Below are 21,529 nucleotides of genomic sequence, written 5' to 3' on the forward strand. Positions count from 1 at the left end.
AAGGATACGGACCCCTTTGGACAAGTCCTACAAATAGAACCCGAATCCGGCCTCCCGCACGCCCCACTGGCCACGTAACGTGTCAACCAGCCCCCGGGACACCCCCGGACCGCGTCGAAAGCGAGGCAGTACCCCATGCCCCAGCAGAGCCCCCTCGATGTTCCCGAGGGCGACCCGTTCGGGCCGCACAACCTCCCGTACGGCGTCTTCTCGACCGCCGGGGAAGGCCGTCGCCGGATCGGCGTGCGGATCGGCGGGCACGTGCTCGACGCGGGGGCGGCCGCGGCCGCGCTCGGTTCGCCGTACGCCGGGCTGCTCGGGCAGTCCTCCCTCAACCCGCTGCTGGCCGCCGGGCGCACCGCCTGGCGCGACGTGCGCCGCGCGCTGACCGCCTGGGTGACCGACCCCGGCCACCGGCCCACGGTCGAGCCGCACGTGCTGCCGCTCGACGAGGTCACGCTGCACCTGCCGTACGAGGTCGCCGACTACGTCGACTTCTACGCGAGCGAGCACCACGCCACCAACGTGGGGAAGATCTTCCGGCCCGACGGGGACGCGCTGACCCCCAACTGGAAGCACCTGCCGATCGGTTACCACGGCCGCTCCGGCACGATCGTGGTCTCCGGCACCGATGTCGTACGGCCCTCCGGGCAGCGCAAGGCGCCCGCCGACCCGGCGCCCGTCTTCGGCCCCTCCGTCAAGCTCGACATCGAGGCCGAGGTCGGCTTCGTCGTCGGCGCGCCCTCCGAACTGGGCCACCCGGTGCCGCTCGGCGCGTTCGAGGACCACGTCTTCGGGCTGTTCCTGCTCAACGACTGGTCGGCGCGCGACATCCAGGCCTGGGAGTACGTGCCGCTCGGCCCCTTCCTCGGCAAGTCCTTCGCCACCTCCGTCTCCGCCTGGGTGACCCCGCTGGAGGCCCTGGACTCCGCCCGTGTCACCCCGCCCGCCCGGGACTTCCCGCTCCTGCCCTACCTCGACGACGCCGCCCTCGACCGCCCCGGCGGCTTCGACCTGCACATCACCGTCTCCATCAACGGGCAGGAGGTGGCCCGGCCGCCGTTCGCGTCGATGTACTGGACCGCCGCCCAGCAGCTCGCGCACATGACCGTCAACGGTGCCTCCCTGCGCACCGGCGACGTCTTCGGCTCCGGCACCGTCAGCGGTCCGGAGACCGGCCAGCGCGGCTCGCTGCTGGAGCTGACGTGGAACGGCCGCGACGCCATCGAGCTCGCGGACGGCAAGCGCACGTTCCTGGAGGACGGGGACACCGTCACCCTCACCGCGTGGGCCCCCGGCCCGGACGGTACGCGCGTCGGCCTCGGCGAGGTCACCGGCCGCATCGTGGGAACCCGCTAGTCGCGCTGCCCACGCGGGGTCCAGGGGGTCCACGGAGGGCCGCGGGGAGCCACGGGGGCCGCGGTGGCGGCCCCCGGGGCCCCCGGGGCCGCGTGCCCCCGTTTGGTGGTGTGCGGAGTGCACGCCTCACGCGGTCCCGTGATGGTGGTCTCAAAGCCCCATCACGGCAGGAGCCCCGATGCCCTCACTGCGTCTGAAGACCACTCTCCTCTGCGCCGCCGCCGGGTCGATAGCCCTGGCCGCACTGGCCCCGGCCCGGGCGGTGGACGGCCCCGCGCCCGACCCGAAGGACCGCAAGGCGATGCTCGACATGGCGGCGGCCTACCGGGTGACGGCGAAGTACGAGGACGAGCGGGCGGCCATCGCGGACGGCTACAAGCGCACCGACGACTGCATGGCCAATCCGCGCGGTCCCGGCGCCATGGGCTACCACTACATGAACGACGCCCTCTGGGGCTCGACCGACCCGACGAAGCCGGTGGCCTTGATCTACGGCGCGGAGAAGGGCCCGGGCGGTGGCCGCAAGCTCTACGCGGTCGAGTGGATGGTCTCGGACCCCGATCAGAACCTGGCCACGAAGGCGGGCCGCCCCACGATGTTCGGCCTCCCCTTCGACGGTCCGATGCCGGGCCATACCCCCGGCATGCCGATCCACTTCGACCTCCATATGTGGGCCTACAAGGACAACCCGGCGGGCCCCTTCCACAACTGGAACCCCGCCATCAAGTGCCCCACCGCCCACAAGCACCCATGAGCGAAGGGCTCGTCCCCCCGAGGGGGACGAGCCCTTCGCCATGAGCCGACCGGATCAGCGGACCGGATCAGCGGACCGGATCAGCGGACCGGATCAGCGGACGAACGTACTCGCCTGCCCCGCCAGGTCCAGGAAGTACTGCGGGGCGAGGCCCAGGACCAGGGTGACCGCGACGCCCACCGCGATGGTGGTCATCGTCAGCGGCGAGGGAACCGCCACCGTCGGGCCGTCGGCCTTCGGCTCGCTGAAGAACATCAGGACGATCACCCGGATGTAGAAGAACGCGGCGATCGCGGACGAGATGACACCGACCACGACCAGCGCTCCCGCGCCGCCCTCCGCCGCCGCCTTGAACACCGCGAACTTGCCGGTGAAGCCCGACGTGAGCGGGATGCCGGCGAAGGCCAGCAGGAACACCGCGAAGACGGCCGCCGTCAGCGGCGAACGACGGCCCAGCCCCGCCCACTTGGACAGGTGCGTCGCCTCGCCACCCGCGTCGCGCACCAGCGTGACCACCGCGAAGGCGCCGATCGTCACGAAGGAGTACGCGCCCAGGTAGAAGAGGACGGACTTGACGCCCTCCGCCGAGGTCGCGATCACACCGGCCAGGATGAAGCCCGCGTGCGCGATCGAGGAGTACGCCAGGAGCCGCTTGACGTCCGTCTGGGTCACGGCGATCACCGCGCCCGCCAGCATCGTGACGATGGCCACCGCCCACATCACCGGCCGCCAGTCCCACCGCAGCCCCGGCAGGACCACGTAGAGGAGACGGAGCAGGGCGCCGAAGGCGGCCACCTTCGTCGCCGCCGCCATGAAGCCGGTGACCGGGGTCGGGGCGCCCTGGTAGACGTCCGGGGTCCACATGTGGAAGGGGACCGCGCCGACCTTGAAGAGCAGGCCCATCAGGATCAGCGCGCCGCCGATCAGCAGCAGCGCGTCATTGCCCATGGTGGAGGCCAGCGCCGGGTCGATCCTCGCGACCGTGCCGTCGACCACGTCGGCGATCGCCGCGTACGAGACCGAGCCCGCGTACCCGTAGAGCAGCGCGATGCCGAAAAGGAGGAAGGCGGAGGAGAAGGCACCCAGCAGGAAGTACTTCACCGCGGCCTCCTGCGACATCAGCCGCTGGCGGCGGGCGAGGGCGCAGAGCAGGTACAGCGGGAGGGAGAACACCTCCAGGGCGATGAACAGCATCAGCAGGTCATTGGCCGCCGGGAAGATCAGCATCCCGGCGATCGCGAACAGTGCCAGCGGGAAGACCTCGGTGGTGCTGAAGCCCGCCTTGACCGCGGCCTTCTCGCTCTCGCTGCCCGGTACGGAGGCCGCCTGCGCGGCGAAGGAGTCCACCCGGTTTCCGTGCGCGGCGGGGTCCAGGCGCCGCTCGGCGAAGGTGAAGATCGCGACGATCGAGGCCAGCAGGATGGTGCCCTGCAGGAAGAGCGCCGGGCCGTCCACGGCGATGGCGCCCATCGCGGCGACGCCGGCCTTGGTGGACCCGTACCCGCCTGCCGCGAGGCCGACGACCGCCGCGAAGGCCGAGGCCAGCGCGGCGAGCGCGAGGAACACCTGCACGTAGTAACGGGCCTTGCGGGGCACGAGGGCCTCGACGAGGATCCCGAGGACCGCCGCGCCCACCACGATCAGCGTGGGCGCGAGCTGCGCGTACTCGATGGTCGGTGGCTGGATCCGGTCGACCGGCGCCTGTGCCGCCAGCGTCCACAGGCTGTGGGCGGAAGTCAGTGTGCTCACTTCGCCGCCTCCACTTCAGGTGCGGGGTCGGTCTGCTTCACGTCCGACATGGTGTGCTTCACCGCCGGGTTGACGATGTCGGTCAGCACCTTCGGGTACACGCCCAGCCCGATCAGCAACGCGATCAGCGGGGCGACCACCAGCACCTCCCGCAGGCGCAGGTCCGGCATGGTGCGGACCTCCTCCTTCACCGGGCCGGTCATCGTGCGCTGGTAGAGCACCAGCGTGTAGAGCGCGGCCAGCACGATGCCGATGGTGGCGATGATGCCGACGACCGGGTACCGGGCGAAGGTGCCGACCAGGACCAGGAACTCACTGACGAAGGGCGCGAGCCCCGGCAGCGAGAGGGTGGCGAGGCCGCCGACCAGGAAGGTGCCCGCCAGGACCGGGGCCACCTTCTGGACGCCGCCGTAGTCGGCGATGAGCCGCGAGCCGCGCCGCGAGATCAGGAAGCCGGCCACCAGCATCAGCGCCGCCGTCGAGATCCCGTGGTTGACCATGTAGAGCGTCGCGCCGGACTGTCCCTGGGAGGTCATCGCGAAGATGCCCAGGATGATGAACCCGAAGTGCGAGATGGAGGCGTAGGCGATTAGTCGCTTGATGTCGCGCTGTCCGACCGCGACCAGCGCGCCGTAGACGATGCTGATCAGGGCCAGGACCAGGATCACCGGCGTGGCCCACTTGCTGGCCTCGGGGAAGAGACCGAGGCAGAAGCGGAGCATCGCGAAGGTGCCGACCTTGTCGACGACCGCGGTGATCAGTACGGCGACCGGGGCGGTGGCCTCGCCCATCGCGTTCGGCAGCCAGGTGTGCAGCGGCCACAGCGGGGCCTTCACCGCGAAGGCGAAGAAGAAGCCGAGGAACAGCAGCCGCTCGGTGTTGGTCGCCATGTCGAGCGTGCCCGCGGCGCGGGCGGCGGCGATCTCCTGGAGCGAGAAGTTCCCGGCGACCACGTACAGCCCGATGACGGCGGCCAGCATGATCAGGCCGCCGGCCAGGTTGTAGAGGAGGAACTTGACCGCCGCGTACGAGCGCTGCGCGGCCGCGTTCTCGTCGGAGCCGGAGTGAGCCCGGTCCCCGAAGCCGCCGATGAGGAAGTACATCGGGATGAGCATGGCTTCGAAGAAGATGTAGAAGACGAAGACGTCGGTGGCCTCGAAGGAGATGATCACCATCGCCTCGACCAGCAGGATCAGGGCGAAGAAGCCCTGTGTCGGCCGCCAGCGGGAGGACTTGGTCTCCAGGGGGTCGGCGTCGTGCCAGCCGGCCCCGATCACGAAGGGGATCAGCAGCGCGGTGAGCGCGATGAGCGCCACCGCGATGCCGTCCACGCCCAGTTCGTAGCGGACGCCGAAGTCGGTGATCCACGCGTGGGACTCGGTGAGCTGGTAGCGCTCGCCGCCGGGCTCGAAGCGGATCGCGACGAGCACGGCCAGGACCAGGGTCGCCAGCGAGAAGAGCAGGGCGAGCCATTTGGCGGCGGTCCTGCGGGCGGCCGGGACGGCCGCCGTCAGGATCGCGCCGACCGCGGGGACCGCGGCCGTCACCGTCAGAAGCGGGAAACTCATCTCACACCGCCCTCATCAGCAGGGTCGCGGCGATGAGGATCGCCGTGCCCCCGAACATCGAGACCGCGTAGCTGCGGGCGTAGCCGTTCTGCAGCTTGCGCAGCCGGCCCGAGAGCCCGCCCACCGAGGCGGCCGTCCCGTTGACCACGCCGTCGACCAGGCTGTGGTCCACGTACACGAGCGAGCGGGTCAGGTGCTCCCCGCCGCGCACCAGCACGACGTGGTTGAAGTCGTCCTGGAGGAGGTCCCGTCGGGCCGCCCGGGTGAGGAGCGAGCCGCGCGGGGCGACGACCGGGACGGGCCTGCGGCCGTACATCGCCCAGGCGATGCCGACGCCGACGACCAGGACCACCACGGTGGACAGGGTCACCGTCATGGCGCTGACCGGCGGGTGGCCGTGCGCGTACCCGGTGACGGGCTCCAGCCACTTCAGGAAGCGGTCGCCGGCACCGAAGAGGCCGCCGGCGAACACCGACCCGAAGGCCAGCACGATCATCGGGATGGTCATGGACCTCGGGGACTCGTGCGGGTGCGGCATCTCCCCGGGGTGGACCTCGATGCCGGGCTCCACGCCGGGCGTCGTGTCCGGGTCCGGGGCGGGCTGCCAGCGCTTCTCGCCGAAGAAGGTCAGGATCATCACGCGGGTCATGTAGAAGGCGGTGATGCCCGCGCCCAGCAGGGCCACCGCGCCGAGGATCCAGCCCTGCGTGCCGCCCTTGGCGAAGGCGGCCTCGATGATCAGGTCCTTGGAGAAGAAGCCGGACAGGCCCGGGAAGCCGATGATGGCCAGGTACCCGAGTCCGAAGGTGACGAAGGTGACCGGCATGTACGTGCGCAGCCCGCCGTACTTGCGCATGTCGACCTCGTCGTTCATCCCGTGCATCACGGAACCAGCGCCGAGGAAGAGGCCCGCCTTGAAGAAGCCGTGCGTCACCAGGTGCATGATCGCGAAGACGTAGCCGATCGGGCCGAGGCCCGCGGCGAGGATCATGTACCCGATCTGCGACATCGTCGAGCCCGCCAGGGCTTTCTTGATGTCGTCCTTCGCGCAACCGACGATCGCACCGAAGAGGAGCGTGACCGCGCCCACGACGGTGACCGCCAGCTGGGCGTCCGGCGCCCCGTTGAAGACGGCGCCCGAGCGGACGATCAGGTACACGCCCGCGGTCACCATCGTCGCCGCGTGGATCAGGGCCGAGACCGGGGTCGGGCCCTCCATCGCGTCACCGAGCCAGGACTGCAGCGGGACCTGGGCCGACTTGCCACAGGCGGCCAGCAGCAGCATCAGGCCGATCGCCGTCAGCATGCCCTCGCTCGTCTCGTCCACCGCGCCGAGCACCGGCCCGAAGGCGAAGGTCCCGAAGGTGGTGAACATCAGCATGATCGCGATCGACAGGCCCATGTCGCCGACCCGGTTGACCAGGAAGGCCTTCTTCGCGGCCGTGGCCGCGCTGGGCTTGTGCTGCCAGAAGCCGATCAGGAGGTACGAGGCGAGGCCCACGCCCTCCCAGCCGAAGTACAGGAGCAGGTAGTTGTCGGCGACGACCAGCAGCAGCATGGCCGCGACGAACAGGTTGAGGTAGCCGAAGAAGCGGCGGCGGCGCTCGTCGTGCTCCATGTACCCGATCGAGTACACGTGGATGAGCGTGCCCACCCCGGAGATCAGCAGGACGAAGGTCATCGACAGCTGGTCGAGCTGGAAGGCGATGTCCGCCTGGAAGCCCTCCACCGGCACCCAGCTGAACAGGCGCTGGTGCAGGGTCCGGTCCTCGGCGCCGCGCCCCAGCATGTCGGCGAACAGGGCGGCGCCGATCACGAAGGAGACGGCCGCGAGGCCGGTGCCGATCCAGTGGCCGGACTTGTCGAGGCGCCGGCCGCCGCACAGCAGCACCGCCGCTCCGAGCAGGGGCGCTGCCACCAGCAGCGCAATCAGGTTCTCCACAGCGACCCCTTACAGCTTCATCAGGCTGGCGTCGTCGACCGAGGCCGAGTGGCGGGTACGGAACAGCGACACGATGATCGCCAGGCCGACCACGACCTCCGCGGCGGCGACGACCATCGTGAAGAACGCGATGATCTGGCCGTCGAGGTTGCCGTGCATCCGCGAGAAGGCGACGAAGGCGAGGTTGCAGGCGTTGAGCATCAGCTCGACGCACATGAACAGCACGATCGCGTTCCTGCGGATCAGCACCCCGGCCGCACCGATGGTGAACAGCAGGGCCGCCAGGTACAGGTAGTTGACCGGATTCACTTCGAGGCCTCCTCACGGCCGAGGCGCTCCGAGGACCGCTGCTCCAGCGCCTTGAGGTCGTCGAGCGCCTCGTCGGAGACGTCCCGGATCTGACCACGGGCCCGCAGCGTCCTGTTGACGGTCAGCTCGGACGGGGTGCCGTCCGGCAGCAGACCGGCGATGTCCACCGCGTTGTGCCGGGCGTAGACGCCGGGCGCGGGCAGCGGCGGGAGCTGCACGCCCTCGCGTACGCGCCGCTCGGCCAGCTCGCGCTGGGTGGCGGCTCGTTCGGTGCGCTCGCGGTGGGTGAGCACCATCGCGCCGACGGCCGCGGTGATCAGCAGCGCGCCGGTGATCTCGAAGGCGAAGACGTACTTGGTGAAGAGCAGCTGCGCCAGGCCCTCGACGTGCCCGGCGGAGTTGACCCGGCCGAGCCCGTTGAAGTGGGTGAGCCTGGCGTTGCCGATGCCGGCGATCAGCAGGACGCCGAAGCCGAGCCCGCACAGGACGGCCAGCCAGCGCTGGCCCTTGATGGTCTCCTTCAGGGAGTCGGCGGCGGTGACGCCGACGAGCATGACCACGAAGAGGAACAGCATCATGATCGCGCCGGTGTAGACGATGATCTGGACGACGCCCAGGAAGTACGCCCCGTTGGCGAGGTAGAAGACCGCCAGGATGATCATCGTCCCGGCCAGGCTGAGGGCACTGTGCACGGCCTTCTTCATGAGGATCGTGGCCAGTGCGCCGATGACGGCGATGGTGCCGAGGATCCAGAACTGCACGGCCTCACCGGTGGAGGTGAGCGAGGTGGCCGCCGCGGCGAGCGAAGCGCTCATCGTCCGATCACCTCCTGCGACGCGGGCTCGTTCGGACCGGAGTCGGAGGCGGCCTCCTGAGGGGCCGCCGTGTCGGTGGGGACCTGCCGGACCGTGCCCGGGGCGGCCCCCGTCACCAGGCCGCGGTAGTAGTCCTGCTCGTCCGCGCCGGGGAAGATCGAGTGCGGTGCCTCGACCATGCCCTCGGTCAGGCCGGCGAGCAGCTGCTCCTTGGTGTAGATGAGGGATTCGCGGCTGGCGTCGGCCAGTTCGAACTCGTTCGTCATGGTCAGCGCCCTCGTCGGGCACGCCTCGACGCACAGCCCGCACAGGATGCAGCGGGCGTAGTTGATCTGGTAGACCCGGCCGTACCGCTCGCCCGGGGAGTAGCGCTCCTCCTCGGTGTTGTCCGCGCCCTCCACATAGATGGCGTCGGCGGGACAGGCCCAGGCGCACAGCTCGCACCCGATGCACTTCTCCAGACCGTCGGGGTGCCGGTTGAGCTGATGCCGTCCGTGGAAGCGCGGGGCGGTCGTCTTCTGCTGCTCCGGGTACTGCTCGGTGAGGCGCTTCTTGAACATGGCCTTGAAGGTCACGCCGAAGCCCGCAACCGGGTTCTGCCACTTCTCGTCAGACATTTCTCAAGCCTCCTCTCGGTCACTGTCAGTATTCGCCCCGCCACTGACAATCAGCTCCCGCTCGCCGCGGGGCCGCCTGCGCGGTACGGGTGCCAGGTGCTGGCCGGGCTTGGGCGGTACGGGATATCCGCCCGCCAGGGGATCGAAGGGCTCCTGCGCCGCGGTCTTGCCGGCCTCCTCGGCGGCGGCCTTCTCCCGTTTGTCGCGGAAGAGGTCCGCGACGAAGGAGAGCAGCAGGATCGCCACGACGGCGCCGCCCACGTAGAGGACGATCTCGCTGAAGTCGTACGCCTCGTTGCGCAGCGCCCGGACGGTGGCCACCAGCATCAGCCAGACCAGGGAGACCGGGATCAGCACCTTCCAGCCGAGCTTCATCAGCTGGTCGTAGCGCACGCGCGGCAGCGTGCCGCGCAGCCAGATGAAGAAGAAGAGCAGCAGCTGCACCTTGAGGACGAACCAGAGCATCGGCCACCAGCCGTGGTTCGCGCCCTCCCAGTACGTCGAGATCGGCGCCGGGGCCCGCCAGCCGCCCAGGAAGAGGGTGACCGAGACCGCCGAGACGGTGACCATGTTGACGTACTCGGCGAGCATGAACAGCGCGAACTTGATGGACGAGTACTCGGTGTTGAAGCCGCCGACCAGGTCGCCCTCGGACTCCGGCATGTCGAAGGGGGCGCGGTTCGTCTCGCCGACCATCGTGACAACGTAGATGATGAAGGAGACCGGCAGCAGGATGATGTACCAGCGGTCCGCCTGGGCCTCCACGATCGCCGAGGTCGACATCGACCCGGAGTAGAGGAAGACCGAGGCGAAGGCCGCGCCCATCGCGATCTCGTAGGAGATCATCTGCGCGCAGGAGCGCAGTCCGCCGAGGAGCGGGTAGGTGGAGCCGGAGGACCAGCCCGCCAGCACGATGCCGTAGATGCCGACCGAGGCCACCGCGAGGATGTAGAGCATCGCGATGGGCAGGTCGGTCAGCTGCATCGTGGTGCGCTGGCCGAAGATGGAGACCTCGTTGCCCGGGGGCCCGAAGGGGATCACCGCGATGGCCATGAAGGCGGGGATCGCCGCGATGACCGGGGCCAGGACGTAGACCACCTTGTCGGCCCGCTTGACGATGACGTCTTCCTTCAGCATCAGCTTCACGCCGTCGGCGAGCGACTGGAGCAGGCCCCAGGGGCCGTGCCGGTTCGGGCCGATGCGCAGCTGCATCCAGGCGACGACCTTGCGCTCCCACACGATGGAGAAGAGCACCGTCACCATCAGGAAGGCGAAGCAGAACACCGCCTTGATGACGACGAGCCACCAGACGTCCCGGCCGAAGAGCGACAGGTCCTCGGCGGCGAGCTGTACGAGGTCACCGTGTACCGCGTTCACGCGTCCACCTCCGCAGTGGTGTCGCCTGCGTCGGCCGGGGTCGCCGGTCCGATGCGTACGAGGGTGCCCGGGCGGGCGCCGGCGTCGGCGAGGACGCCGGCGCCGGTGGAGTTCAGCGGGAGCCAGACCACGCGGTCGGGCATCTCGGTGATCCGGAGCGGGAGTTCCACGGAGCCGGCCGGGCCGGTGACCGCGAGGACGTCGCCGTCCTTCACGCCCGTTTCGGCGGCCGTGGCGGCTGACAGCCGGGCACTGGCCTCGTGCCGGGTGCCGGCCAGGGCCTCGTCGCCCTCCTGGAGCCTGCCCTGGTCGAGGAGGAGCCGGTGGCCCGCGAGGACGGCCTCGCCGACGCCCGGGCGGGGCAGCGGCGCGGTGTCGGCGGCCTGCTCGGCGGCGCGCTCCCCGGTCCACGGGCCGAGCCCGTCGAGCTCCCGGCGTACGGCGTGTACGTCGGGCAGGTCGATCGGCCGGTCGGCGGCGTCGGCCAGCATGTGCAGCACGCGGGCGTCGGCCGGGGCGAGCCGGCGGGTCATCTGGTCGGGCTTGAGCGCGGCCTCGAACGGCCGGACCCTGCCCTCCCAGTTGATGAACGCGCCCGCCTTCTCGGCCACCGCGGCGACCGGCAGGACCACGTCCGCGTGGGCGGTGACCTCGCTGGGGCGCAGTTCCAGGGAGACCACGAAGGCCTCCTGGAGGGCGGTCCGCGCGCGGGCCGGGTCCGGCAGGTCGGCGACCTCGACGCCCGCCACCAGCAGGGCCGAGAGCTCCCGGGACGCCGCGGCCTCGACGATCTGGCCGGTGTCGCGCCCGTAGCGGTGCGGGAGTTCGTCCAGGCCCCAGGCGGTGGCGACCTCGTCGCGGGCCCGCGGGTCGGTGGCCGGACGGCCGCCGGGCAGCAGCGACGGCAGCGCGCCCGCCTCGACCGCGGCCCGCTCTCCGGCCCGGCGCGGGATCCACACCAGCTTCGCCCCGGTCGCGGCGGCGGCCCGTACGGCGGCGGTCAGCGCGCCGGGCACCCCGGCGAGACGCTCCCCGACGACGATGACGGCGCCCGGCCGGCGCAGCGCGTCGGCCGCGGCGGCCCCGCCGGCCTCCAGGCCGGTCCGGGAGGCCAGTGCGTCCAGCCACTCGGGCTCGGTGCCGGGGGCGGCGGCCAGCAGGGTGCCGCCCGCCTTGTCCAGGCCGCGGGTGGCGAAGGGGGCGAGGGCGAAGGTCCGCTGCTTGTGCTTGCGGTGGGCCTTGCGCAGCCGCAGGAAGACGCCGGGGGCCTCCTCCTCCGCCTCGATGCCGGCGAGCAGCACGGCGGGCGCCGCCTCCAGCGAGGTGTACGTGATCCCGCTGCCGTCCAGGTCCTTGCCGGTGCCGGCCACGGTGGCGGCCAGGAACTCGGCCTCCTCCGCGCTGTGCACGCGGGCCCGGAAGTCGATGTCGTTGGTGTCCAGCACCACCCGGGCGAACTTGGCGTACGCGTACGCGTCCTCCACGGTGAGCCGCCCGCCGGTCAGCACCCCGGCCCGGCCCCGCGCGGCGGCGAGCCCGTTCGCCGCGGCCTCCAGGGCCTCGGGCCAGCTCGCCGGCTCCAGGACCCCGGCGGCGCTGCGCACCAGCGGGGTGGTGAGCCGGTCGGGGAGCTGCGCGTAGCGGAACCCGAAGCGGCCCTTGTCGCAGATCCACTCCTCGTTGACCTCGGGGTCCTCGGCGGCCAGCCGGCGCATCACCTTGCCGCGCCGGTGGTCGGTGCGGGTCGCGCAGCCGCCCGCGCAGTGCTCGCACACGCTCGGGGAGGAGACGAGGTCGAACGGGCGGGCGCGGAACCGGTACGCGGCCGAGGTCAGCGCGCCGACGGGGCAGATCTGGATGGTGTTGCCGGAGAAGTACGACTCGAAGGGGTCGCCCTCGCCGGTGCCGACCTGCTGGAGCGCCCCGCGCTCCAGCAGCTCGATCATCGGGTCGCCGGCGATCTCGTTGGAGAAGCGGGTGCAGCGCGCGCACAGCACGCACCGCTCGCGGTCCAGCAGCACCTGGGTGGAGATCGGGACGGGCTTCTCGTAGGTGCGCTTCCTGCCCTCGAAACGCGATTCGGCGTTGCCGTGCGACATGGCCTGGTTCTGCAGCGGGCACTCGCCGCCCTTGTCGCAGACCGGGCAGTCCAGCGGGTGGTTGATGAGCAGCAGCTCCATCACCCCGCGCTGCGCCTTGTCGGCGACGTCGGAGGTGAGCTGGGTCTTGACCACCATGCCGTCGGTGCAGGTGATGGTGCAGGAGGCCATCGGCTTGCGCTGGCCCTCGACCTCGACGATGCACTGGCGGCAGGCGCCGGCCGGGGAGAGGAGGGGGTGGTCGCAGAACCGCGGGATCTCGATGCCGATCTGCTCGGCGGCCCGGATGACGAGGGTTCCCTTGGGGACCGACAGCTCGATGCCGTCGATGGTGAGGGACACCAGATCTTCCTGCGGTACGGCGGCCCCTCCGCCACCGGCGGGAGCGTTACTGGTGACGGTCATGCGTTCACCTCCGTGTCAGCCCAGAGGGTCGACTTCCTGGGGTCGAAGGGGCAGCCCTTGCCCGTGATGTGCTGCTCGTACTCCTCGCGGAAGTACTTGAGCGAGGAGAAGATCGGGCTGGCCGCGCCGTCACCGAGCGCGCAGAAGGACTTGCCGTTGATGTTGTCAGCGATGTCGTTCAGCTTGTCGAGGTCGGACATGACGCCCTTGCCGGCCTCGATGTCGCGGAGCAACTGGACCAGCCAGTACGTGCCTTCGCGGCACGGCGTGCACTTGCCGCAGGACTCGTGGGCGTAGAACTCGGTCCACCGGGTCACGGCCCGCACCACGCAGGTCGTCTCGTCGAAGCACTGGAGCGCCTTGGTGCCGAGCATCGAGCCGGCGGCGCCCACGCCCTCGTAGTCGAGCGGGACGTCGAGGTGTTCGTCGGTGAACATCGGGGTGGAGGAGCCGCCCGGGGTCCAGAACTTCAGCCGGTGCCCGGGCCGCATGCCGCCGCTCATGTCGAGGAGCTGGCGCAGGGTGATGCCGAGCGGGGCCTCGTACTGGCCGGGTCCGGCGACGTGCCCGGAGAGCGAGTACAGGGTGAAGCCGGGGGACTTCTCGGTCCCCATCGCCTTGAACCAGTCCTTGCCCTTGTTCAGGATCGCGGGAACCGAGGCGATGGACTCCACGTTGTTGACGACAGTGGGGCACGCGTAGAGCCCCTCGACGGCAGGGAAGGGAGGACGCAGCCGGGGCTGACCGCGCCGGCCTTCGAGGGAGTCGAGCAGCGCCGTCTCCTCGCCGCAGATGTACGCGCCCGCCCCCGCGTGCACCGTGATTTCGAGGTCGAGCCCGCTGCCGAGAATGTCCTTGCCGAGGTATCCGGCCTCGTACGCCTCGCGCACCGCCTCGTGCAGGCGTCGCAGGACCGGCACGACCTCGCCGCGCAGGTAGATGAAGGCGTGCTGCGAGCGGATCGCGTAGCAGGCGATGATCATTCCCTCGATGAGGGAGTGCGGGTTGGCGAAGAGGAGGGGGATGTCCTTGCAGGTTCCCGGCTCCGACTCGTCCGCGTTCACGACGAGGTAGTGCGGCTTGCCGTCGCCCTGCGGGATGAACTGCCACTTCATTCCGGTGGGGAAGCCCGCGCCGCCGCGTCCGCGCAGACCCGAGTCCTTCACGTAGGCGATGAGGTCGTCCGGGGTCATCGCGAGCGCCTTGCGCAGGCCCTCGTACCCCTCGTGGCGCCGGTAGGTCTCCAGCGTCCACGACTGCGGCTCGTCCCAGAAGGCCGACAGGACGGGGGCGAGGAGCTTCTCCGGGCTGGTCCCGTTCTTGCTCAGTTCAGTCGACACGGTCATCACTCCCCTCCCTCGGTGGTGCTGTCGCCACGCGAATCGCCACGCGTCTCGCCACGCGCCTCGGCCCTGGGGTGCACGATCGAGGTGTGCGGGGACTCGCCGCGGGCGAGGCGCAGCCCGATCAGGGAGGCGGGGCCCGCGCCGCCGGTCGCCTCGACAGCGCCCTCGCGCTCGTCCGGGAAGCCGGCCAGGATCCGGGCGGTCTCCTTGTACGTGCACAGCGGCGCGCCCCGGGTCGGCGAGACCTCGCGGCCGGCCAGCAGGTCGTCGACCAGGGCCTTGGCGGATTCGGGGGTCTGGTTGTCGAAGAACTCCCAGTTGACCATCACCACGGGGGCGAAGTCGCAGGCCGCGTTGCACTCGATGTGCTCCAGCGTGACCTTGCCGTCGGGGGTGGTCTCGTTGTTGCCGACCCCGAGGTGCTCCTTGAGCTCCTCGAAGATGGCGTCGCCGCCCATCACCGCGCACAGGGTGTTCGTGCAGACGCCGACCTGGTAGTCACCGGAGGGCTTGCGCCGGTACATCGTGTAGAAGGTCGCGACGGCCGTGACCTCGGCGGTGGTCAGGCCCAGCACCTCGGCGCAGAAGCGGACGCCGGTGCGGGAGACGTAGCCCTCCTGCGACTGGCACAGGTGCAGCAGCGGCAGCAGCGCGGAGCGGCTGTCGGGGTAGCGGGCGATGACGTCCTTGGCGTCCGCTTCGAGGCGTGTCCGGACCTCCGCCGGAAAGTCGGGGGCCGGCAGCTGGGGCATGCCCAGCGAGACCCCTTGGCTCTGAGGACTGGTGGTCATCGGTCGACGCCTCCCATCACGGGGTCGATGGAGGCGACGGCGACGATCACGTCGGCGAACATGCCGCCCTCGCACATCGCGGCCATGGCCTGCAGGTTGGTGAAGGACGGGTCGCGGAAGTGGACCCGGTAGGGGCGGGTTCCGCCGTCGGAGACGACGTGGACGCCGAGCTCGCCCTTGGGTGACTCGACGGCCGCGTACGCCTGCCCGGCCGGCACCCGGAAGCCCTCGGTCACCAGCTTGAAGTGGTGGATGAGGGCCTCCATGGAGGTGCCCATGATGGTGCGGATGTGGTCGAGCGAGTTGCCGAGCCCGTCCGGGCCCATCGCCAGCTGCGCCGGCCAGGCGATCTTCTTGTCGGCGACCATCACCGGTCCCGGCTCCAGGCGCTCCAGGCACTGCTCGACGATCCGCAGCGACTGGCGCATCTCCTCCAGGCGGATCAGGAACCGCCCGTAGGAGTCGCAGGTCTCGGTGGTCGGCACGTCGAAGTCGTAGGTCTCGTAGCCGCAGTACGGGTCCGACTTGCGCAGGTCGTGCGGCAGGCCGGCGGAGCGCAGGATCGGGCCGGTGGCGCCGAGCGCCATGCAGCCGGTGAGGTCGAGGTAGCCGACGTCCTGCATGCGGGCCTTGAAGATCGGGTTGCCGGTGGCGAGCTTGTCGTACTCCGGCAGGTTCCTCTTCATGGTCTTGACGAACTCGCGCAGCTGATCGACGGTGCCCGGGGGCAGGTCCTGCGCGAGGCCGCCGGGGCGGACGAACGCGTGGTTCATGCGCAGCCCGGTGATCAGCTCGAAGATGTCGAGGACCAGCTCGCGGTCGCGGAAGCCGTAGATCATGATCGTCGTCGCGCCCAGCTCCATGCCGCCGGTGGCGATGGCCACCAGGTGGGAGGAGATCCGGTTGAGCTCCATCAGCAGCACGCGGATGACGGTGGCGCGGTCCGGGATCTTGTCGGTGATGCCGAGCAGCTTCTCGACGCCGAGGCAGTACGCCGTCTCGTTGAAGAACGGCGTCAGGTAGTCCATGCGCGTCACGAAGGTGGTGCCCTGCGTCCAGTTCCGGTATTCGAGGTTCTTCTCGATGCCGGTGTGCAGGTAGCCGATCCCGCAGCGGGCCTCGGTGACCGTCTCGCCGTCGATCTCCAGGATCAGGCGGAGCACCCCGTGCGTGGACGGGTGCTGCGGGCCCATGTTGACGACGATCCGCTCGTCGTCCGCCTTGGCCGCGGACTGGACGATCTCGTCCCAGTCGCCGCCGGTGACGGTGTAGACGGTGCCCTCGGTCGTCTCGCGCGCGGCGGCGGGATCCGAAGCGGAGGCGTGGTTCGAAGTGGACATCAGCTGTACGACCTCCGCTGGTCGGGAGCCGGGATCTGGGCGCCCTTGTACTCGATGGGGATGCCGCCGAGCGGGTAGTCCTTGCGCTGCGGGAAGCCCTGCCAGTCGTCCGGCATCATGATCCGGGTGAGGGCCGGGTGCCCGTCGAAGATCAGGCCGAAGAAGTCGTACGTCTCGCGCTCGTGCCAGTCGTTGGTCGGATAGACGGAGACGAGCGACGGGACGTGCGGGTCGCTGTCCGGGACGGACACCTCCAGCCGCAGGATCCGGCCGTGGGTGAGCGAGCGCAGGTGGTAGACGGCGTGCAGCTCGCGGCCCTTGTCGCCGGGGAAGTGCACTCCCGAGACGCCGGTGCAGAGCTCGAAGCGCAGGGCCGGGTCGTCGCGCAGGGTGCGGGCGACGCGTACGAGGTGCTCGCGCGCGATGTGGAGCGTGAGCTCCGCGCGGTCCACGACCACCTTCTCGATCGCGTGCTCCGGGACCAGGTCCTGCTCTTCCAGGGCGCCTTCGAGCTCGTCCACGACCTCGTCGAAGTACGAGCCGTACGGGCGGGTGGCGGGTCCTGGCAGGCGTACGGAGCGTACGAGCCCGCTGTAGCCGGAGGTGTCGCCTCCGTTACTGGCGCCGAACATGCCGCGCTGGACGCGGATCTGCTCGCCGTGGTCACCGCGCTGGCCGGGCAGGTTCTGCGCGCTGAGTTCCTTGTCGGGGTTGGGTTCGCGGGTCTCACTCACCGGAGCAGCCCCTTCATCTCGATGGTGGGGAGGGCCTTGAGGGCCGCCTCCTCCGCCTCACGGGCCGCTTCTTCCCGGTTCACGCCGAGCTTGGAGCCCTGGATCTTCTGGTGGAGCTTGAGGATCGCGTCCAACAGCATCTCGGGGCGCGGCGGGCAGCCGGGCAGGTAGATGTCCACCGGGACGATGTGGTCGACGCCCTGGACGATCGCGTAGTTGTTGAACATTCCGCCCGACGATGCGCAAACCCCCATGGAGATCACCCATTTGGGAGCGGGCATCTGGTCGTACACCTGCCGCAGTACGGGCGCCATCTTCTGGCTGACCCGTCCGGCCACGATCATCAGATCGGCCTGGCGCGGGGAGCCGCGGAAGACCTCCATGCCGAAGCGGGCCAGGTCGTACCGGCCCGCTCCGGTGGTCATCATCTCGATGGCGCAGCAGGCCAGGCCGAAGGTCGCGGGGAAGACTGATGCCTTGCGCACCCAGCCCGCGGCCTGTTCGACGGTGGTCAGCAGAAAGCCGCTCGGCAGCTTCTCTTCCAGTCCCATGGGAAATCAGCCCCTCAGTCCCATTCCAGGCCGCCGCGGCGCCAGACGTAGGCGTAGGCGACGAAGACGGTGAGCACGAAGAGCAGCATCTCGACGAGCCCGAAGATCCCCAGGGCGTCGAAGGTGACGGCCCAGGGGTAGAGGAAGACGACCTCGATATCGAAGATGATGAAGAGCATCGCCGTCAGGTAGTACTTGATCGGGAAGCGGCCGCCGCCGGCCGGCATCGGTGTCGGCTCGATGCCGCACTCGTAGGCTTCGAGCTTTGCCCGGTTGTAGCGTTTTGGGCCGATCAGCGTGGCCATGACCACGGAGAAGATCGCAAACCCTGCGCCGAGGGCGCCGAGCACGAGGATGGGCGCGTACGCATTCACGCTCCTCGCTCCTTCCAGTCGTCCTTGACCGTTGGACCGCTGCACCGGCGCCGCGCCCCGCCTCGCGAAGATCACGCTTTTGATCGAGCGCTTGCATGTGAGGCAGTTCACAAGCCGGACTGCTGCGCATCCTATGCCCGCTCGTCTGTGATCTGCGACACGGGTTGCAACACCGAGTTTGTGATCTCCACCACCTGCCGAACGATCATGAAGTCCAATGAGTGGTGATCTTCATACGCGAAGCATCCACATGATCACCAAAGGTGACATCCGACCCCGTTACCGCAGGTGGGAGGCGCGCCGCCTTATCAAACGATGGCCTTTGCAGGCAAATTGGCGAGACGGGCGCGGCGGTGATAAGGGGATCCGCGTCGCCCGGTCGGGGGAGCCCACGTGTACGGAGGTGGACACGGGGCAGGAGCGGGTCCGGCGACCTCCGTGATCGCGTGCATCCGTTCACGAACCTCTCGGCTCCTTCACAGGAAGATCACGGCCGGACCACAGCGTCCGCATGACGTGATGCTCCTGTGACCTGCACCACTCTGAATCGAAGCTTCCGAAACAGGGCTTGGCCATCTGTGCGGAGTGATGGTAGGTCGAGGATCAATACGGACTTATTGCAGAAACCCCGTGATCACAGCCTTGTGAAGCCCTGTCCGTTTCGCCCGTTACGGCGTCAATAAGTGGCCTGGCGTGCCCGGTTAGGGCCCCTTCGCGCGCAACTGTGGCGCAAGCCACGTTTCTTGAAGGGAACCCCGCACCCCTGATAGCGGTTGTCCTCATGTCCCACACCGCTCACATACCCAGCCACCGGAAGCCCCGCCGCAGCGCCTCGAAGCTCGCGGTCCGCGCCGGAGTTGCCGGTGGCGTCCTCAGCACCCTGGCCATGGCCGGCACCGCGAGCGCGTCCCCCGCCGAGCCCGTGGCCGAGACGACGCTCGAAATGCCGGTCCTCGACCTGGACCTGGCCGCCGACGTCTCCTCCGCCGTCCTCACGGCCGCCGAGAACACCCGCCTGGCCGCCGTCGAGGGCGAACTGACCGCCCAGGAGGAGAGCGCCCGCACCGGCGCCGCCGCCGAGGCGAAGCAGGCCAAGGAAGAGGCCCAGAAGAAGGCCGACGCCGAGAAGAAGGCGAAGGAGGAGGCGGACCGCAAGGCCGAGGCCGAGCGCGCCACCCGCGCCTCCGCCCGTACCACTCTGGCCGGCACCTCGGCCTCCGGCTCCGGCAGCTCCCAGGGCACGGGCACCGTGACCGCCCCGGCCACCGGTTCCGCCGCCGCCATCGTCAACTTCGCCCGCGCACAGGTCGGCAAGGCGTACGTCATGGGCGGCACCGGTCCGTCCTCGTTCGACTGCTCCGGCCTCGTCCAGGCCGCCTACCGCCAGGCCGGCATCTCCCTGCCGCGCATGTCCCAGGCGCAGTCCTCGGCCGGCAGGTCCGTCTCCCTGAGCGCCCTGCAGCCGGGCGACATCCTGTACTGGGGCTCCAAGGGCAGCGCGTACCACGTCGCCGTCTACGTCGGCGGCGGCAAGTTCGTCGGCGCGCAGAACCCCAGCACGGGCATCGTCGAGCGCAGCCTGAGCTACGACAGGCCGACGGGCGCCGTCCGCGTCCTCTGAGCACCGCTCGGTCGCGGCAACAGACACGGCTGAGGGCCGGTACTCCCCCGCTCGGGGGCGGAGTACCGGCCCTTCGGCGCGCCGCCGGGGATGACGTCGCCGGCGGTCAGGAGAACGATGCGGCGAGCTTCAGGCGTGCGTCGCGCTGCTTCTTGTACAGGGCGAGGGTCTCGGCGTGCTCCTCGACGAGCTGCTTCTGGTACGCCTCCTCGGCGGCCGCCCAGATCCCGACGAGGTTCACCTCGCGCTTGCACGCCACGTCCTTGGTGGCGACCGCGACCGCCCTGGGACCGGCCTTGTCGTTCTGCAGGCCCAGCTTCTCGATCACCTCGTACGGGGTCTTGACGCCGCTGTACCCAGCCTTGGCCATGCATTGCGACCACTTCGCGAGCACGTCCCCGACCCTGGAGTCCTCCTGCGCCCGGGTGTGCGCCTCCGAGGCGAGGCCGAAGGGGAGCAGCAGGTCCACACTGTCCTTCGTCGGCGCGTAGAGCTTGCGGTAACCCTCCCGCTGGCAGCCGCCCGCAGGCACCTTCTGCCCGCCCACGGTGAGACGACTGTCCGCCGTCCGGGCCTCCTCGTCACTCACCGGGCCCGGGTCGGCCTGACCCTTGTCCTCGGGGTGCTGCCCGAACAGGACGGTGGACGCGCTGTCGCTGAGCTGCGGCACCGACGGTCGCGGCGTGCGCTCCCGCCCCGCGTCCGGGGCGTACCCGTACGTCGCCGCATACGCGGGATCGACGATCCCGAAGAGGTTCCGATGCCGGTCCTCCTTCGAGGTGGCGCCGTCCGCAGCCGGCTTTGACGGCTGCTCGTAGGAGAACCCGAAGCGGGCCATGCACTGGGCGGTCAGTCGGTGCTGCGCGGCGTCCATCCGCCCGCGCTCGCCGTCCGTGTCCGTGTACGCGTCCATCGGGAGCGAGAGCGAGATCGTGGCGGGGTTCACGGCGACAGGGCCGAGGGCGGGTTCGCCGCCGCTCTTGCCCTTCGCCCCACCGGCTTCCGCGCACCCCGCCAGGAGGGTCGCTGCCAGCAGGGCGGCTGCCGCGGTGGACCGGCGGCGCTGTGCGGATGGCATCTGGTGGGTTCCTTCGGTACGGGGGCGTTCCTACTGACCTGCGGGTCCGAAGGCCTACTGAACGTAGAACCGCGACGAACTGATCTTGTTCTTGAAGTTGCTGGACGCATTACCGATGTGACCGATGGGGATGGAGCCCTTAATTCCGCCGTAGTTCCAGTCCGTGTAGACATGCCACCCGAATGCGTCACGGTTCCAGTAGGACTCCGTGTTGTCGTTCACCCCGCTCGTGCGACCGTGGCAACCGGTCGGACCGTAGAACTTGTTGTCCGTGAAGGTCTCATCGTCGTTGTTGTAGTCGAAGACGCAGCCGCCGCGGTCGACCAAGTAGTAAAGCCCCATCTCGTACTGCTCGAGATAGCCGTCATGCACGGACGCCGAGGCGGGGGCGGCCGTTGCCACCAGCAGAGCGGCCGCGATGGCCGCAGGGGCGGCCGCGAGACGCAGTCCGCGCAGGTTCTTGTTCATTCGCACATTCCCCACCGTAGAAATAGACAGCACGGGATTCCCCGACTGCCTGAGGTCAAGCGGGATTTAAACCCAGACGACATGCGCACACAAGGAGCAATCTCAGCCTATGGGAAGTCAAAAAGCCGCCACGGGGCGGGGGTTGTAGCGAAAGGAAACTCTCTCTAGGATCACGAACCGCGTTCACAAGCATTCCCATCATGCGGACGCTCCCATTCCACATTCCCACCCC

The 21,529-nt window shown here is 69.7% G+C and carries 19 protein-coding genes; 3 read left to right on the forward strand and 16 right to left on the reverse strand.

What is annotated here, in order from left to right; translation table 11 throughout:
* Positions 1–135 precede the first annotated feature (135 nt).
* Positions 136–1,359 (forward strand): fumarylacetoacetase, encoded by a 1,224-nt coding sequence (fahA, locus tag ACZ4TV_RS01875; protein ID WP_468129575.1) that lies wholly within the window; start codon positions 136–138, stop codon positions 1,357–1,359.
* A 178-nt stretch (positions 1,360–1,537) separates the two neighbouring features.
* Positions 1,538–2,113 carry a hypothetical protein gene (locus ACZ4TV_RS01880; protein WP_468129577.1) on the forward strand — a complete coding sequence of 192 codons (576 nt, stop codon included), beginning with the start codon at positions 1,538–1,540 and terminating at the stop codon, positions 2,111–2,113.
* 93 nt (positions 2,114–2,206) lie between these two features.
* Here ACZ4TV_RS01880 and nuoN read toward each other — a convergent pair whose 3' ends face one another.
* From nuoN to ACZ4TV_RS01950, 14 genes are read right to left on the reverse strand one after another with little or no spacing between them, the layout of a single operon-like run.
* Positions 2,207–3,862 (reverse strand): NADH-quinone oxidoreductase subunit NuoN, encoded by a 1,656-nt coding sequence (gene nuoN / locus ACZ4TV_RS01885; RefSeq protein WP_468129579.1) that lies wholly within the window; start codon positions 3,860–3,862, stop codon positions 2,207–2,209.
* A complete protein-coding gene (locus ACZ4TV_RS01890; RefSeq protein ID WP_468129581.1) occupies positions 3,859–5,430 on the reverse strand; it encodes an NADH-quinone oxidoreductase subunit M in 1,572 nt (523 codons plus the stop codon). Before ACZ4TV_RS01890 ends, nuoN begins: the two co-directional genes overlap by 4 nt.
* Position 5,431: 1 nt before the next feature.
* On the reverse strand, positions 5,432–7,372 hold the full coding sequence (gene nuoL, locus ACZ4TV_RS01895) for an NADH-quinone oxidoreductase subunit L (RefSeq protein WP_468129583.1): 1,941 nt from the start codon (positions 7,370–7,372) through the stop codon (positions 5,432–5,434).
* Between the two features lie 9 nt (positions 7,373–7,381).
* Positions 7,382–7,681, reverse strand: a complete 300-nt coding sequence (gene nuoK / locus ACZ4TV_RS01900) for an NADH-quinone oxidoreductase subunit NuoK (RefSeq protein ID WP_045946785.1) — start codon at positions 7,679–7,681, stop codon at positions 7,382–7,384.
* A complete protein-coding gene (locus tag ACZ4TV_RS01905) occupies positions 7,678–8,496 on the reverse strand; it encodes an NADH-quinone oxidoreductase subunit J (RefSeq protein ID WP_468129585.1) in 819 nt (272 codons plus the stop codon). Before ACZ4TV_RS01905 ends, nuoK begins: the two co-directional genes overlap by 4 nt.
* Positions 8,493–9,113: an NADH-quinone oxidoreductase subunit NuoI gene (gene nuoI / locus ACZ4TV_RS01910; RefSeq protein ID WP_468129587.1), complete on the reverse strand. Its 621-nt coding sequence runs from the start codon at positions 9,111–9,113 to the stop codon at positions 8,493–8,495. Before nuoI ends, ACZ4TV_RS01905 begins: the two co-directional genes overlap by 4 nt.
* 3 nt (positions 9,114–9,116) lie before the next feature.
* A complete protein-coding gene (gene nuoH / locus ACZ4TV_RS01915) occupies positions 9,117–10,490 on the reverse strand; it encodes an NADH-quinone oxidoreductase subunit NuoH (protein WP_468129589.1) in 1,374 nt (457 codons plus the stop codon).
* Positions 10,487–12,994, reverse strand: a complete 2,508-nt coding sequence (locus tag ACZ4TV_RS01920; RefSeq protein ID WP_468129591.1) for an NADH-quinone oxidoreductase subunit G — start codon at positions 12,992–12,994, stop codon at positions 10,487–10,489. Before ACZ4TV_RS01920 ends, nuoH begins: the two co-directional genes overlap by 4 nt.
* Entirely contained in the window at positions 12,991–14,340 is a 1,350-nt protein-coding gene (gene nuoF, locus ACZ4TV_RS01925) for an NADH-quinone oxidoreductase subunit NuoF (RefSeq protein ID WP_468129593.1), read from the reverse strand. Before nuoF ends, ACZ4TV_RS01920 begins: the two co-directional genes overlap by 4 nt.
* The gene (gene nuoE, locus ACZ4TV_RS01930) at positions 14,340–15,131 is read right to left on the reverse strand and encodes an NADH-quinone oxidoreductase subunit NuoE (protein WP_468129595.1); all 792 of its coding nucleotides are present in this window, start codon (positions 15,129–15,131) and stop codon (positions 14,340–14,342) included. Before nuoE ends, nuoF begins: the two co-directional genes overlap by 1 nt.
* A complete protein-coding gene (locus tag ACZ4TV_RS01935) occupies positions 15,128–16,471 on the reverse strand; it encodes an NADH-quinone oxidoreductase subunit D (protein WP_468129597.1) in 1,344 nt (447 codons plus the stop codon). The genes nuoE and ACZ4TV_RS01935 overlap by 4 nt, the downstream gene beginning before the upstream one ends.
* A complete protein-coding gene (locus ACZ4TV_RS01940; protein ID WP_468129599.1) occupies positions 16,471–17,205 on the reverse strand; it encodes an NADH-quinone oxidoreductase subunit C in 735 nt (244 codons plus the stop codon). Before ACZ4TV_RS01940 ends, ACZ4TV_RS01935 begins: the two co-directional genes overlap by 1 nt.
* The gene (locus ACZ4TV_RS01945) at positions 17,202–17,756 is read right to left on the reverse strand and encodes a NuoB/complex I 20 kDa subunit family protein (RefSeq protein WP_328300246.1); all 555 of its coding nucleotides are present in this window, start codon (positions 17,754–17,756) and stop codon (positions 17,202–17,204) included. The genes ACZ4TV_RS01940 and ACZ4TV_RS01945 overlap by 4 nt, the downstream gene beginning before the upstream one ends.
* Positions 17,757–17,770: 14 nt before the next feature.
* A complete protein-coding gene (locus tag ACZ4TV_RS01950) occupies positions 17,771–18,130 on the reverse strand; it encodes an NADH-quinone oxidoreductase subunit A (RefSeq protein WP_468129602.1) in 360 nt (119 codons plus the stop codon).
* A 781-nt stretch (positions 18,131–18,911) separates the two neighbouring features.
* Between ACZ4TV_RS01950 and ACZ4TV_RS01955 the strand changes: the two genes are divergently transcribed.
* Entirely contained in the window at positions 18,912–19,751 is an 840-nt protein-coding gene (locus tag ACZ4TV_RS01955) for a C40 family peptidase (protein WP_468129604.1), read from the forward strand.
* Positions 19,752–19,857: 106 nt separating this feature from the next.
* Here ACZ4TV_RS01955 and ACZ4TV_RS01960 read toward each other — a convergent pair whose 3' ends face one another.
* Together ACZ4TV_RS01960 and ACZ4TV_RS01965 are read right to left on the reverse strand one after the other, a co-directional pair.
* Positions 19,858–20,829, reverse strand: a complete 972-nt coding sequence (locus ACZ4TV_RS01960) for a hypothetical protein (protein ID WP_468129606.1) — start codon at positions 20,827–20,829, stop codon at positions 19,858–19,860.
* Positions 20,830–20,883: 54 nt separating this feature from the next.
* Positions 20,884–21,297 (reverse strand): peptidase inhibitor family I36 protein, encoded by a 414-nt coding sequence (locus ACZ4TV_RS01965; RefSeq protein WP_468129608.1) that lies wholly within the window; start codon positions 21,295–21,297, stop codon positions 20,884–20,886.
* Positions 21,298–21,529 lie beyond the last annotated feature (232 nt).

This window comes from Streptomyces sp. NPDC028910 (genome assembly GCF_055564955.1).